The sequence below is a fragment of the Streptomyces sp. NPDC088197 genome, from assembly GCF_044741185.1.
GTDB lineage: Bacteria > Actinomycetota > Actinomycetes > Streptomycetales > Streptomycetaceae > Actinacidiphila.
The window spans coordinates 426,260-439,005 of the sequence record NZ_JBIUSD010000003.1; the positions used below are offsets into that span (position 1 = coordinate 426,260).

13 protein-coding genes are annotated in these 12,746 nt (G+C 72.5%); 7 read left to right on the forward strand and 6 right to left on the reverse strand.

What is annotated here, in order from left to right:
* Positions 1-44: 44 nt before the first annotated feature.
* Positions 45-1,067, reverse strand: coding sequence for an aldo/keto reductase (locus ACIOC1_RS10355; RefSeq protein WP_355344816.1), 1,023 nt, complete (start codon positions 1,065-1,067; stop codon positions 45-47).
* Positions 1,067-1,576 (reverse strand): MerR family transcriptional regulator, encoded by a 510-nt coding sequence (locus ACIOC1_RS10360; RefSeq protein WP_401853226.1) that lies wholly within the window; start codon positions 1,574-1,576, stop codon positions 1,067-1,069. Before ACIOC1_RS10360 ends, ACIOC1_RS10355 begins: the two co-directional genes overlap by 1 nt.
* Before the next feature lie 144 nt (positions 1,577-1,720).
* Here ACIOC1_RS10360 and ACIOC1_RS10365 point away from each other — a divergent pair, with 144 nt between their 5' ends.
* On the forward strand, positions 1,721-2,539 hold the full coding sequence (locus ACIOC1_RS10365; RefSeq protein WP_391160190.1) for a serine hydrolase: 819 nt from the start codon (positions 1,721-1,723) through the stop codon (positions 2,537-2,539).
* Positions 2,540-2,557: 18 nt separating this feature from the next.
* On the opposite strand, the gene ACIOC1_RS10370 is transcribed toward ACIOC1_RS10365, so the two are convergent.
* The gene (locus ACIOC1_RS10370) at positions 2,558-3,274 is read right to left on the reverse strand and encodes a pirin family protein (RefSeq protein ID WP_401715243.1); all 717 of its coding nucleotides are present in this window, start codon (positions 3,272-3,274) and stop codon (positions 2,558-2,560) included.
* Between the two features lie 368 nt (positions 3,275-3,642).
* Between ACIOC1_RS10370 and ACIOC1_RS10375 the strand changes: the two genes are divergently transcribed.
* From ACIOC1_RS10375 to fabF, 5 genes are all read left to right on the forward strand, one after another.
* Positions 3,643-4,848 (forward strand): helix-turn-helix domain-containing protein, encoded by a 1,206-nt coding sequence (locus ACIOC1_RS10375; RefSeq protein WP_355344804.1) that lies wholly within the window; start codon positions 3,643-3,645, stop codon positions 4,846-4,848.
* Positions 4,849-4,937: 89 nt separating this feature from the next.
* Entirely contained in the window at positions 4,938-5,888 is a 951-nt protein-coding gene (locus ACIOC1_RS10380; protein ID WP_355344801.1) for an ACP S-malonyltransferase, read from the forward strand.
* 13 nt (positions 5,889-5,901) lie between these two features.
* Complete coding sequence (locus ACIOC1_RS10385) at positions 5,902-6,912, forward strand: ketoacyl-ACP synthase III (RefSeq protein ID WP_355344798.1); 1,011 nt, start codon at positions 5,902-5,904, stop codon at positions 6,910-6,912.
* 70 nt (positions 6,913-6,982) lie between these two features.
* Positions 6,983-7,231: an acyl carrier protein gene (locus tag ACIOC1_RS10390; protein WP_355344795.1), complete on the forward strand. Its 249-nt coding sequence runs from the start codon at positions 6,983-6,985 to the stop codon at positions 7,229-7,231.
* Positions 7,232-7,310: 79 nt separating this feature from the next.
* Positions 7,311-8,579, forward strand: coding sequence for a beta-ketoacyl-ACP synthase II (gene fabF / locus ACIOC1_RS10395; RefSeq protein WP_355344792.1), 1,269 nt, complete (start codon positions 7,311-7,313; stop codon positions 8,577-8,579).
* 201 nt (positions 8,580-8,780) lie between these two features.
* Here the strand turns inward: fabF and ACIOC1_RS10400 are convergent, their stop codons facing one another.
* A complete protein-coding gene (locus tag ACIOC1_RS10400; RefSeq protein ID WP_401853231.1) occupies positions 8,781-9,674 on the reverse strand; it encodes an NAD(P)-dependent oxidoreductase in 894 nt (297 codons plus the stop codon).
* A 56-nt stretch (positions 9,675-9,730) separates the two neighbouring features.
* Entirely contained in the window at positions 9,731-10,225 is a 495-nt protein-coding gene (locus tag ACIOC1_RS10405) for a DUF3145 domain-containing protein (RefSeq protein WP_188285125.1), read from the reverse strand.
* A 453-nt stretch (positions 10,226-10,678) separates the two neighbouring features.
* Here ACIOC1_RS10405 and ACIOC1_RS10410 point away from each other — a divergent pair, with 453 nt between their 5' ends.
* A complete protein-coding gene (locus tag ACIOC1_RS10410) occupies positions 10,679-11,401 on the forward strand; it encodes an SGNH/GDSL hydrolase family protein (RefSeq protein WP_401304291.1) in 723 nt (240 codons plus the stop codon).
* Between the two features lie 79 nt (positions 11,402-11,480).
* Here ACIOC1_RS10410 and ACIOC1_RS10415 read toward each other — a convergent pair whose 3' ends face one another.
* Positions 11,481-12,251 carry an EI24 domain-containing protein gene (locus tag ACIOC1_RS10415; protein WP_355344783.1) on the reverse strand — a complete coding sequence of 257 codons (771 nt, stop codon included), beginning with the start codon at positions 12,249-12,251 and terminating at the stop codon, positions 11,481-11,483.
* Between the last annotated feature and the right edge of the window lie 495 nt (positions 12,252-12,746).

Sequence of the window (12,746 nt, forward strand, 5' to 3'; positions counted from 1 at the left end):
CGGGAGGCGCCGAGGGGGCGCCGTGTGTGGCTGGATCCGTACGGCTACTCGCGCGCCGCCGACGTACTGCTCATGTCCGGGTAGCGGTCGCCCGCCACCTGTGCGGCGATCGGTTCGAGCAGTTCCAGCTCGGCCGGGGTGAGCGTGATCCGGGTGGCCGCGGTGTTCTCCAGCACGCGCGCGGACTTGCGGGTGCCCGGGATCGGCACCACCGGCAGGCCGTGCACGGCGGCGCGCTGCTGCACCCAGGCCAGCGCGATCTGGCCGAGGGTCGCGCCGTGCGCCTCGGCGACGGCGCGGACCGGGGCCAGCAGGTCCGCGTTGCGCCGGGCGTTCTCGCCGGTGAAGCGCGGCTGGCTCTGCCGGAAGTCGCCGCTGCCCAGCTCGGTGGCCGCGTCGGTGAACGAACCGGTCAGGAAGCCGCGGCCGAGCGGCGAGTACGGCACGAAGGCGATGCCCAGTTCGGCCGCCGCGCCGACCGCGGACTGCTCCACGTCCCGGCTGAACAGCGACCACTCCGACTGGATCGCGCTGATCGGGTGCACCGCGTGCGCCTCGCGCAGTTCCGCGCCGGTCACCTCGGACAGCCCCAGCCAGCGGACCTTGCCCTCCGTGACCAGCTCGCCCATCGCGCCGACCGACTCGCTCAGCGGGACCGCCGGGTCGCGCCGGTGCATGTAGTACAGGTCGATGACGTCCGTGCCGAGGCGGCGCAGGCTGCCCTCGACGGCCTGCCGGATGTACGGCGGGTCGTTGCGGATCGCCCGGTACGAGGAGTCGTCGCGCTTGCGCTCGTTGGCGAACTTCGTCGCCAGGACGATCTCGTCGCGGTGCGCCTTGACGAAGGGGGCCAGGAACTCCTCGTTGTCGCCGATCCCGTACATGTCGGCGGTGTCGTAGAGGGTGACGCCGACGCCCAGCGCCGTCTCCAGCGTCTCGCGGGCCGCGGCCTCGTCGGTGTCGCCGTAGAACTCGCTCATGCCCATGCAGCCCAGCCCCTGGACACCGACCGCGGGTCCTCCGGTGCCGAGGGTCGTGGTGGCGATACGTGAGGTGTCGTCGCTCATCAGGCGCCTGTCCTTTCCTGCGCTGCGGGGTGCCGCACGGCGGGGGTCCGCGGCGCGGGGTCCTGCACGGTGGAGCACGCGTACGTGCTGATCTTGAAGTCGAGGACCGTCAGGGTGTCCTGGAGCTCGGCGATCCGCTGGAGCACGTCCAGCCGGGTGGACTCCAGCAGCGCCTGCCGGTCGGGGAACGTGTGGTCGCCGCTGCGCACCAGCTCGGCGTACCGGACCATGTCGGCGACCGGCATCCCGGTCAGCCGCAGCTTGCCGACGAAGGCCAGCCAGTCCAGATCGCGGTTGGTGAACCGGCGCTGGCCGGTGTGCGAGCGGTCCACGTGCGGCATCAGGCCGATCCGCTCGTACCAGCGCAGGGTGTGCGCGCTGAGGCCGGTGAAGGCGGCCACCTCGCTGATCGTGTACTGGTCCTGGCCGTCGGGCCGCAGGTGCCCGTCGTCATCCGCGCAGCTCGTCGTATTACTCGGTTTGCTCTTCGCCACCTGCACGACCGTCATACCCTCCACGCTAAGACCTTGGAGTGCACTCCAAGCAAGTGGGCTCCGCGCGCCGGGCCCGCTCTGGTCCCGCTCCTGCCCCGCCCCGGCCTCGCTCCGGTCCCGCCCAGAAGCGCGGCACGGACACGCTTTAAGCTCGCACGCATGGAGAGCTTGCGCCTGATCGAGCAGTGGCCGGTGACGAACGCGGCGGCGGCCGTGGTGCGGCAGGACGGGACGGTGGCCGGGTCGCACGGGCCGACGGGACAGCGGTTCCGGCTCGCCTCGGTCACCAAGCCGCTGACCGCGTACGCGGCGCTGGTGGCGTACGAGGAGGGCGTCTTCGAACTGGACGACCCGGCGGGTCCCGAGGGCTCCACTGTGCGGCACCTGCTCGCGCACGCGTCCGGGCTCGCCTTCGACGAGGACCGGGTGACGGCGCCGCCCGGAACCCGGCGGCTGTACTCCAACGCGGGCTTCGACGTGCTCGGCGAGCACCTGGCCAAGGCCGCGGGCATCCCCTTCGCGGAGTATCTGCGGCAGGCCGTGCTCGAACCGCTGGGCATGACCGCCACCGGTCTGTCCGGCGCGGGCTCCCCCGCCGCCGACGGTGTCTCCACGGTCGACGACCTCGTCCGTTTCGCCGCCGAGCTCCAGGCCCCGCGGCTGCTGCACCCCTCCACCGTGGCCACCGCCACCTCGGTGGTCTTCCCCGGCCTCAAGGGCGTCCTGCCGGGCTACGGCCACCAGAATCCCAACGACTGGGGCCTGGGCTACGAGATCCGCGCCGCCAAGTCCCCGCACTGGACCGGAGCCCTCTCCTCCCCCGCGACCTTCGGCCACTTCGGCCAGTCCGGCACCTTCCTGTGGGTCGACCCGGTCGCCGGAGCCGCCTGCGTCGCGCTCACCGACCGCGACTTCGGGGAGTGGGCGGTGCCGCTGTGGCCGCGCTTCACCGACGCCGTCCTCACCGAGCTGCGCTAGGGCTTTCGGGGAGGGCGGTCAGCCGTACGACGGCTCGGCGTGCATCTCCCACACCAGGTACTCCGCCGGGCCCTCGCACCGCGCCGTGAGCGCGTCCGCGCCGGTGATCCGGGCCGCGTCCCCCGCCGTCAGCAGCTCGTCACCGAGCCGCACACCACCGCGGACGACATGCACATAGCGGTACGGGGCCGACGGCAGCGGCGCGCTGTCCGCCGTCACCGGGCGGCCCACGTACAGCGCGGCGGCGCGCTGCCGCAGCCGCAGCGCCCGCGGGGGCGCGTCCGGGGCGCCCGTGGCCAGCAGCGTCAGACCGGGGCCCGGCGGGGCCGGGTCGCTCACGCTCGCGTAGGCCGGGGCTTCCCCGAACGTGTCGGGGTGCAGCCACATCTGAACGAACGTCAGCCGCGTCCCGCCCGCGTTGCGCTCGACATGGCGTACGCCGCCGCCCGCGCTCAGCCGCTGGAGCCCGCCGGGGCCGAGGCGGTGCGGCGCGCCGCCCTCGTCCCGGTGCTCCAGCTCGCCTTCCACCACCCAGGTGACGATCTCCGTGTCCCGGTGCGGGTGTTCCCCGAACCCCGCGGCCGGTTCCAGGCTCTCCTCATTGCACGCCAGCAGCAGGCCGAACCGGACGTTCCCGGGGTCGTAGTGACCCCCGAACGAGAACGCGTGCCGCGTCACGATGCCCTTCTCCGGCACCGATCGCATCCTGCTCGCGGCCCGCCGCACGTCGATCACCGCCCCACGATACCCAGACCCCACCCCGCCGGGCCGTGGGCCTGCCCGTGCGGCTGCCGCCGCGTGGGCCCGCTGTCCGCACGACCTGTGCCCCGTCTGGGGCGCTGGTGGCACCCCCGGCCGGAGGTTGGGGGAGGAACTGCGCGGCCAGCCGCCGCGCTCCCGCAGGTCACCACCCGCCCCGGCGGGGCAGTTCGGATGTCTCCGGACCACCCGCCGGTGGGGGCTTGTCGCGCAGTTCCCCGCGCCCCTAAAAGCCACGCCCTGCGCAAGGTGGACGTACGGGACCGGGGCCGGGGCGAGGACGGTGGGGGTGATCGCCGTACCCCTGGAGCGCGCCCCGCAGGGGATAAGGCAGGCTTGTCCTCGTGCCCGAGCCCTCGCAAAGCCCGCAACCTCCCGCAGAGACAGGCCGCGGCAGCCATGCCGCCACGCTCCGGCGGCTGGAGAAATCCGCCGGAAGGCTCGCCGCGAACGCCATCGCGCGGATGGACGCGCAGTTGCCGTGGTACCGGGCGATGCCACCGGAGAACCGGTCGTGGATCGGCCTGGTGGCCCAGGCCGGCATCGCCGCGTTCACGGAGTGGTTCCGGCACCCCGAGGCGCCGCAGGCGATCAGCACCGACGTGTTCGGCACGGCGCCGCGCGAGCTGACCCGGGCGATCTCGCTGCGGCAGACCGTGGAGATGGTGCGGACCACCATCGAGGTGATGGAGGCGGCGATCGACGAGGTCGCCGCCCCGGGCGACGAGGGCGTACTGCGCGAGGCGTTGCTGGTGTACGCGCGGGAGATCGCCTTCGCGACGGCGCAGGTGTACGCGCAGGCCGCGGAGGCGCGCGGCGCGTGGGACGCGCGGCTGGAGTCGCTGGTGGTCAACGCGGTGCTGTCGGGCGAGGCGGACGAGGGCGTGCTGTCCAGGGCCGCCGCGCTGGGCTGGAATTCGCCGGACAAGATCGTGGTGGTGCTCGGCACCGCGCCCACCGGGGACAGCGAGTTGACGGTCGAGGCCATCCGGCGGGCCTCCCGGCACGCGAAGCTCCAGGTGCTGACCGGGGTGCTCGGCGAGCGCCTGGTCGTGGTCGCCGGCGGCGACGACGACCCGATCCGGGTGGCGAAGGCGCTGATCGGCCCGTTCGCGGCGGGCCCGGTCGTCGCGGGCCCGGTCGTCGGCGACCTGCTGACGGCGACGCGTTCCGCGCAGGCGGCGGCGGCCGGACTCAAGGCGTGCGCGGCGTGGCCGGACGCGCCGCGCCCGGTGCTCTCGGACGACTTGCTGCCGGAGCGGGCGATGGCGGGCGACCGCTACGCTCGTGAACAGTTGGTGGAGGAGATCTACAGACCGCTGGAGGAAGCGGGCTCGGCGCTGCTGGAGACGCTGAGTGTCTATCTGGAGCAGGCGTCATCCCTCGAAGGTGCGGCCCGCATGCTCTTCGTGCACCCCAATACCGTTCGCTACCGGCTCCGACGTGTGACCGATGTCACCGGCTGGTCACCCTCCGATGTACGCTCCGCGTTCACCCTGCGCATCGCGCTCATCCTGGGGCGACTGTCCGACGCCGACCGGACGCACTGAGCTTTTGTTGGACACATACAAATCGCCTGACAGTTCTTGGTCCCTGTCCCCACGGGCGGTCATCCCCGTCCGCGAGAGAGAGTGTGAAGGTGCTCGTACTCGTCGCTCCCGGCCAGGGCGCGCAGACGCCCGGCTTCCTGGCCCCCTGGCTCGAACTCCCCGGTGCCGCCGACCGCCTGTCCGGCTGGTCCGCCGCGGCGAACCTCGACCTCGCCCACTACGGCACGAAGGCGGACGCGGACGAGATCCGCGACACCAAGGTGGCACAGCCGCTGCTGGTCGCCGCGGGTCTGCTGTCCGCGGGCGAACTGACCGGCGGGGCCTCCCCGCTGACCCCGGACGCGGTGGCGGGTCACAGCGTCGGTGAGATCACCGCGGCCGTACTGGCCGGGGTGCTGTCCGCCGAGGACGCGATGACCTTCGTCGCGGCCCGCGGCCGGGCCATGGCGGACGCCGCCGCGGTCACCGAGACGGGCATGTCCGCGGTGCTCGGCGGCGACCCGGACACGGTCCTCGCCCACCTCGCCGGTCTCGGTCTGACCCCGGCGAACATCAACGGCGCCGGCCAGATCGTGGCGGCCGGCACCATGCCACAGCTCGCGGCGCTGGCCGCGGACAAGCCGGAGAAGGCCCGCGTCATCGCGCTGAAGGTGGCGGGCGCCTTCCACACCGAGCACATGGCCCCGGCCGTGGCGACCCTGGAGGCGCTCGCGCCCTCGCTGGCCGTCACGGACCCGGCGCTGCCCTATGTGTCGAACGCCGACGGCCGGTTCGTGGCGTCCGGCGCGGACATCGTACGGCGGCTCGTCGCGCAGGTGTCCAACCCGGTTCGGTGGGATCTGTGCATGGAGACCTTCAAGGAACGCGGCGTCACTGCGATGATCGAGGTATCGCCCGGTGGCACGCTCGTCGGCCTCGCCAAGCGGGCGCTGCCCGGGGTGCGAACCCTCGCGCTGAAGACGCCGGACGATCTGGAAGCGGCCCGCGCCCTCGTCGCCGAATACGGCACCCCCGCCGAAGCCGTAGACGCAGCCGAATAGGAGCCGTGCAGAGATGACAGCGAAGATCAGGCCGAGCAAGGGCGCGCCGTACGCGCGGATCCTCGGTGTCGGCGGCTACCGGCCGACCCGCGTGGTGCCCAACGAGGTCATTCTGGAGCACATCGACTCGACGGACGAGTGGATCAGGTCCCGGTCCGGGATCGCCACCCGGCACTGGGCGGGTCCGGACGAGACCGTCGCCGAGATGTCGCTGGCCGCGGGCGGCAAGGCCATCGCGGACGCCGGGATCAGCGCGTCCGACATCGACGGCGTGATCGTCGCCACCGTCTCGCACTTCAAGCAGACCCCCGCCATCGCGACCGAGATCGCCCACCGGATCGGCGCGGGCATGCCGCCCGCCTTCGATATCTCGGCGGGCTGCGCGGGCTTCACCTACGGCCTGACGCTGGCCAAGGGCATGGTCACCGACGGCACCGCCAAGCACGTCCTGGTGATCGGCGTGGAGCGGCTCAGCGACCTCACCGACAAGGAGGACCGTGCCACGGCCTTCCTGTTCGGCGACGGCGCGGGCGCGGTCATCGTCGGCCCTTCGGACGTACCCGCCATAGGCCCCACGGTGTGGGGTTCCGACGGCGAGAAGTCCGAGACGATCAAGCAGACCGTCTCCTGGGAGGTCTACCGGGACACGCCCGCCGGGGAAGTCCGTTTTCCGGCGATCACGCAGGAGGGCCAGTCGGTCTTCCGGTGGGCCGTGTTCGAGATGGCCAAGGTCGCCCAGGAGGCGCTGGACGCCGCCGGGATCACCGCCGACCAGCTCGACGCGTTCATCCCGCACCAGGCGAACATGCGGATCATCGACTCGATGATCAAGGCTCTGAAGCTGCCGGACCACGTCGCGGTCGCCCGTGACGTGGAGACCACGGGCAACACCTCGGCCGCCTCGATCCCGCTCGCGATGGAACGGCTGCTCGCCACGGGCAAGTCCAAGAGCGGCGACACCGCGCTGGTCATCGGCTTCGGGGCGGGTCTGGTCTACGCGGCAACTGTGGTTACTCTCCCTTAGTCACACACACCCTCGCGGCGCCGCAGTCCCGCACGCCGCTCACCCAGCAACACATCAAGGAGCGCCGTCAATGGCAGCCACCAAGGAAGAGATCGTCAGCGGTCTCGCCGACATCGTCAACGAGATCGCCGGTATCCCGCAGGAGGACGTCCAGCTCGACAAGTCCTTCACCGACGACCTGGACGTCGACTCGCTGTCCATGGTCGAGGTCGTCGTGGCGGCCGAGGAGCAGTTCGGTGTGAAGATCCCGGACGACGACGTCAAGAACCTCAAGACCGTCGGCAACGCCGTCGACTACATCCTGGCCGCCCAGGTCTGACCGGGCCCCGCCCGCCAGAAAGCCCTACCGGGACGACGCGACTGTCGCCCGCCCTTCTAGACGTGGAGAGACAATTCCTGTGAGTCCGACCAATCGCACCGTGGTCGTCACCGGTATCGGAGCAACCACACCGCTGGGTGGCGACAGCGCGTCGACCTGGGAGGCGTTGCTGGCCGGCCGGTCCGGCGTCCGCACGCTCGACCAGGACTGGGCGGCGGATCTGCCGGTGCGGATCGCCGCGCAGATCGCCGTCGAACCGGGTGAGGTGCTGCCCCGCCCGCTGGCCCGCAAGCTGGACCGCAGCGCGCAGTTCGCGCTGATCGCGGCCCGTGAGGCGTGGGCGGACGCGGGCTTCACCGCGAAGGCGGGCGAGGACCCGGCGGTCGACCCCGACCGGCTCGGTACGGTCGTCGCCTCCGGCATCGGCGGCGTGACCACGCTCCTCGGCCAGTACGACGTGCTCAAGGAGCAGGGCGTCCGCAAGGTCTCCCCGCACACCGTGCCGATGCTCATGCCGAACAGCCCGTCGGCGAACGTCGGCATCGAGGTCAACGCGCGGGCCGGTGTGCACACCCCGGTCAGCGCCTGCGCCTCGGGCGCGGAGGCCATCGGTTACGCCATCGAGATGATCCGCACCGGCCGTGCCGACGTGGTCGTCGCGGGCGGTACCGAGGCGGCCATCCACCCGCTGCCCATCGTCGCCTTCGGCAACATGATGGCGATGTCCAAGAACAACGACGACCCGCAGGGCGCGTCGCGGCCGTACGACTCCGGGCGGGACGGCTTCGTCCTCGGTGAGGGCGCGGGCGTGATCATCCTGGAGTCCGAGGAGCACGCCACCGCGCGCGGCGCCCGGGTGTACTGCGAGGCGGTCGGCCAGGGCATCTCGGCCGACGCGCACCACATCACCCAGCCGGAGCCGTCGGGCCGTGGCATCGCCGCCGCGCTGACCAATCTGCTGCACAACTCCGACCTGAAGCCGGCCGAGATCGTGCACGTCAACGCGCACGCGACCTCCACCCCGCAGGGTGACGTCGCGGAGATCAAGGCGCTGCGCCAGGTCTTCGGCGACGACGTGGACCACATGGCGATCTCCGCCACCAAGTCCATGACCGGTCACCTGCTGGGCGGCGCGGGCGGTATCGAGACGGTCGCGACCGTTCTCGCGCTGTACCACCGCATCGCCCCGCCGACGATCAACCTCAACGACCCGGACCCGGAGGCCGACGCCGACATCGTCCGCGCCGAGGCCCGCCCGCTGCCCGAGGGCACCATCGCCGCCCTCAACGACTCCTTCGGCTTCGGCGGCCACAACGTGGTGCTGGCGCTCCGCTCCTGGAACCGCTGAGGCGCTGCCCGCTGAGCTGTGACGCGTGTGCCCCTGCCGGTCGGTCCGGCAGGGGCACACGTGTGAGGTCGGACCGCCGGGCGCACTGGCGCGGCGGGGCCCGCCGGTAGCCGGCGAGCCACAGGGCGCGGTGGGGTTCGCCGGCGAGCAAAGGGCGGATCCAAGCGCCCGGAGGCGAGACGGCGGCAAAAAAGAGGTCCGCTACTTCGCTTCGGGGTCGGGGGCGGGGAAGCTCGCGAAGTACGAGGCGGCCATGTCCTCGTCGCCGTGGCCCTGGGCGGAGGCGCGGTGGAAGCGGTCGGCCCCGGCGGCGGTGAGGTCGAGGCGGATGCCGTGCCGGTCGGCGGCGCCGAGGATGAGTCCGGCGTCCTTGGCGGCGGCGTCCACGGTGAAGTTGGGGGCGAAGTCGCCGCTGAGGATGACGGCGGACTTGGCGCGGAGGTAGGGCAGGTCGAGGGGGCCGCCCCCGATGGCTTCGAGGATGTGGTCGCGGTCGACGCCGAGCCCCTTGGCAAGCGCCATGACTTCGGCGGTGCCGTGGGTGACGGCCAGCACCCAGGTGTTGAGGACGAGCTTGAGGCTGCTGGCGGCCCCGGCCGTACCGTCGTCGCCGAGCCAGATGGTGGTGCGGCCGACCGCGTCGAAGACCCGTTCCGCGACCGGGCGGGCGGCGGCGGGGCCCGCGGCCAGTACGGTCAGCTCCCCGGCTTCGGCGACCGGCCGGGTGCCGAGGACGGGCGCGTCGAGGAAGTGCGCCCCGGTCTCGGCCGCCAGCGCGCCCAGTTCGGCCAGCGCGTCGGGCCCCACGGTGCTGCTCTGGACCCATACGACGCCCTCGCGCAGGGCGGGCGCGGCGGCGCGCATCACCTCCAGGACGGAGGGCCCGTCGAAGAGCATGGTGATCACGGCGTCGGCGTCGCGTACGGCGTCGGCCGGGTCGTCGGTGACGCGGATGCCGTCGGCTTCGAGCGGCTGGGCGCGGGAGCGGGTGCGGTTCCAGGCACGGACCTCGTGCCCGGCGGCGGACAGATTGCGGGCCATCCCGGCGCCCATGATTCCGGTGCCGAGGACCGCGACGGTGAGAGTGTCGGACATACCGGCAGGCTATGCCGCGCGACCCCGCTCGGGGCGCCGACGTACCGCCGACGGGATTAGACCACTTGGTGGAGCCAGCGGACGGGGGCGCCCTCGCCCGCGTAGCGGAAGGGCTCCAACTCGTCGTCCCAGGGCTTGCCGAGCAGCCCGGACAGCTCGCTCTCCAGGTCGGCCTCGCCCATGCGGGCGCGCTGCATCGCGGCGCGCAGCCGGTCCTCGGGGATCAGGATGTCGCCGTGCATGCCGATGACGGCGTGGAAGATGCCCAGCTCGGGGGTGGCGCTGTAGCGCTCGCCCTCGGCGGTCGCGCAGGGCTCCGCCGTGACCTCGAAGCGCAGTTGGTGCCAGCCGCGCAGCGCGGACGCCAGTTTGGACGCGGTGCCGGGCTCTCCCTGCCAGGAGAATTCGGCGCGCCAGGTACCCGGCGAGGCGGGCTGCCGGATCCAGTCCAGTGTGACGCGCACGCCTAGGACGCCCGCGACTGCCCATTCGACGTGTGGGCAGAGCGCGCGCGGTGCGGCGTGCACGTACAGAACTCCACGTGTCGTCACCGGTACCTCCAGTGTGGGACGAGGTTCGCCTTCCCCAGCGGCCTCACACCCGAACTGGCTGCTCTCGGGGCAACATTAGACATTCTGCACTATTCACCACAATCAGGACAACAATCTACGTTTGACGCCCGGCAGTCGCCGATCTCCCGTCTTTTCGCCCGGGTGTCAGGGAAAAAGCTACCGTGCGGCGTCCTTGAGGGAGTCACGTACCGTCGTGCTGGTACGAGATGTCACCCACTCGTCGGAGGGGAGCACCGGATGCGACCGATGCTGCGCCGTGGCCTCGCACTGGCCGTAGGGGCCGTTCTCCTGGGCGGATGCACCGTCAGCGGGTCTCCGCCCGACGGCGGTCGGGGTGAACCCTCCGCACACACCTCGCATTCCGCTTCGGGGCCGCGCGACCCGTCCCCGAAGCCCTCGCCGACCCGCCCCTGGAACGTCCGTCCGCCGTCGGTGGCCGCGCTCGGTGACTCCATCACCCGCGGTTTCGACGCCTGTTCGCCGCTGTCGGACTGCCCCGACGTGTCGTGGTCCACCGGCGACCGCGACAAGGTCGACAGCGTGACGCACCGGCTGGCCGCGACCGTGCCCGCCACCAGGAGCTGGAATCTCGCCCAGTCCGGCGCCCTGGTCGCCGACCTGCCCGCCCAGGCCGAGGCCGCGGCGGCCCACCGGCCCGCCATGGTCACCGTGCTGATCGGCGCGAACGACGCGTGCACCGCCACCGCCGCCGCGATGACCTCGATCGCCGACTTCCGGGCCGACTTCGCCCGCGCGCTGTCGTATCTGCACCGCGTGCTGCCCGGAACGCAGGTGCTGGTGGCCAGCATCCCCGACCTCAAACGGCTGTGGTCGGTCGGGCGGACCAACGTCCTGGGCAAGCAGGTCTGGAAGCTCGGCCTGTGCCCCTCGATGCTGCGCGACGCGGACTCGCACAGCGCGGCGGCCGAACAGCGCCGCGACACCGTACGGGACCGCGTGATCGCGTACAACAAGGTGCTCGGGCAGGTCTGCGGACAGTACGAGCGCTGCCGGTACGACGGTGGCGCGGTCTTCGCGTACCCCTTCGGCACGGACGACCTGAGCCGCTGGGACTGGTTCCACCCCAACGAGCGGGGGCAGGCCCAACTGGCCAGGATTCTGGCCCGAGTCGCCTTCGGCGCGAGTCCGGCGTAGGGGCGGAACCGGTCATTTCACGGAGGGATCCGGCCTTTTCGGCGGCGGGGGGGCGGGGACGGTGCGGGGGGGGCGGCCCTCAGTCGTCGGGCCGGCCCTCCTCGGCGGGCTCGCCCGGCGGCAGCACTTCCCTGGCCAGCAGCGTCGCGCCCGCGACGGCGCCGGGCATCAGGAAGACCGCCACCAGCGGAACGAGGAAGGCCAGGACGAGCGGCACGCCGAAGCCGAGGACCAGCGGCAGCCGGGCCCGCAGGACGCGGATGCGTTCGCGCAGCGGTACGTCGCGGCGCTGCATCGCGACCGCGGCGAGTTCCAGGGTGAGGAAGAAGCCGGAGACGCAGAAGCCGACGGCGGGCACCACGGTCTGGCCGAGGACCGGCACGAAGCCGAGCGCGAACAGCACGATCCCGAAGGCCGCGACGCGCACCAGGACCCGGACGCTGTCCACCGTCGAGACCCACAACTCCCGCCACAGCCCCAGCTCGGGCCCCTCGGGCGCCCCGCCCTCGGCCCGGTCCACCCGCGCCGCGACCGTCTCGTAGAACGGCTGCCCGACCAGCAGCGTCACCGCCGTGAACGAGATCACCGCCAGCAGCAGCCCGCCCCCGACCACGACCGCGTCCAACAGCCCCCGGAACGCCCCGGACCACGGCGACGCCCAGTGATCCGCGAAGGGCGTCGCCCACGCGACCATGTCGTCCGTCCACACCAGCAGCGCCACGAGCGCCGCCGCGTACCCGACCAACGTGATCAGCGCGGGCACCATCCCCAGCCGCCACTCCCGCCCGTGGCCTGCGGCCCACTTCTGGCCCAGATACAGCAGCCGCACTCCACCCCAGATCTCCCGCATGCGCGGAGCTTAGAGGACAAGCACGTCGGCCGCCGCCGCGAGGCATACAAGCGCGACCCGACACCCACCGCCGCCGGGTCAGCCTTCGGCCCAACCCGCCCGCCAGCCACCACGCGCAGCGCCCAACTCGCCTTCGCCGAAGGCGAGATCCCCTGCGGGACGGCCATCCGCGCCGCTGCCCGAATCACACGGGGCGCGGTCGCCGGACGGGAGATCCCTGCGGGACGGCCATCCGCCGAATCTCGGATCGCACGGGCCGCGGTCGGCGACGGTGGGGGCCCCTGCGGGGCGGCCGTTGGCCGTAGCCCGAACCACACGGACCGCCGTCGCCGAAGGCGAGATCCCCACGGGACGGCCAACCGCCGAACCTCGGATCGCACGGCGCGCGGTCGCCAACAACGAGAGCCCCTGCGGGGCGGCCGTTGGCCGCAGCCCGAATCGCACGGCGCGCGGTCGGCGACGGTGGGGACCCCCGCAGGGAGGCCGGCAGCCGAA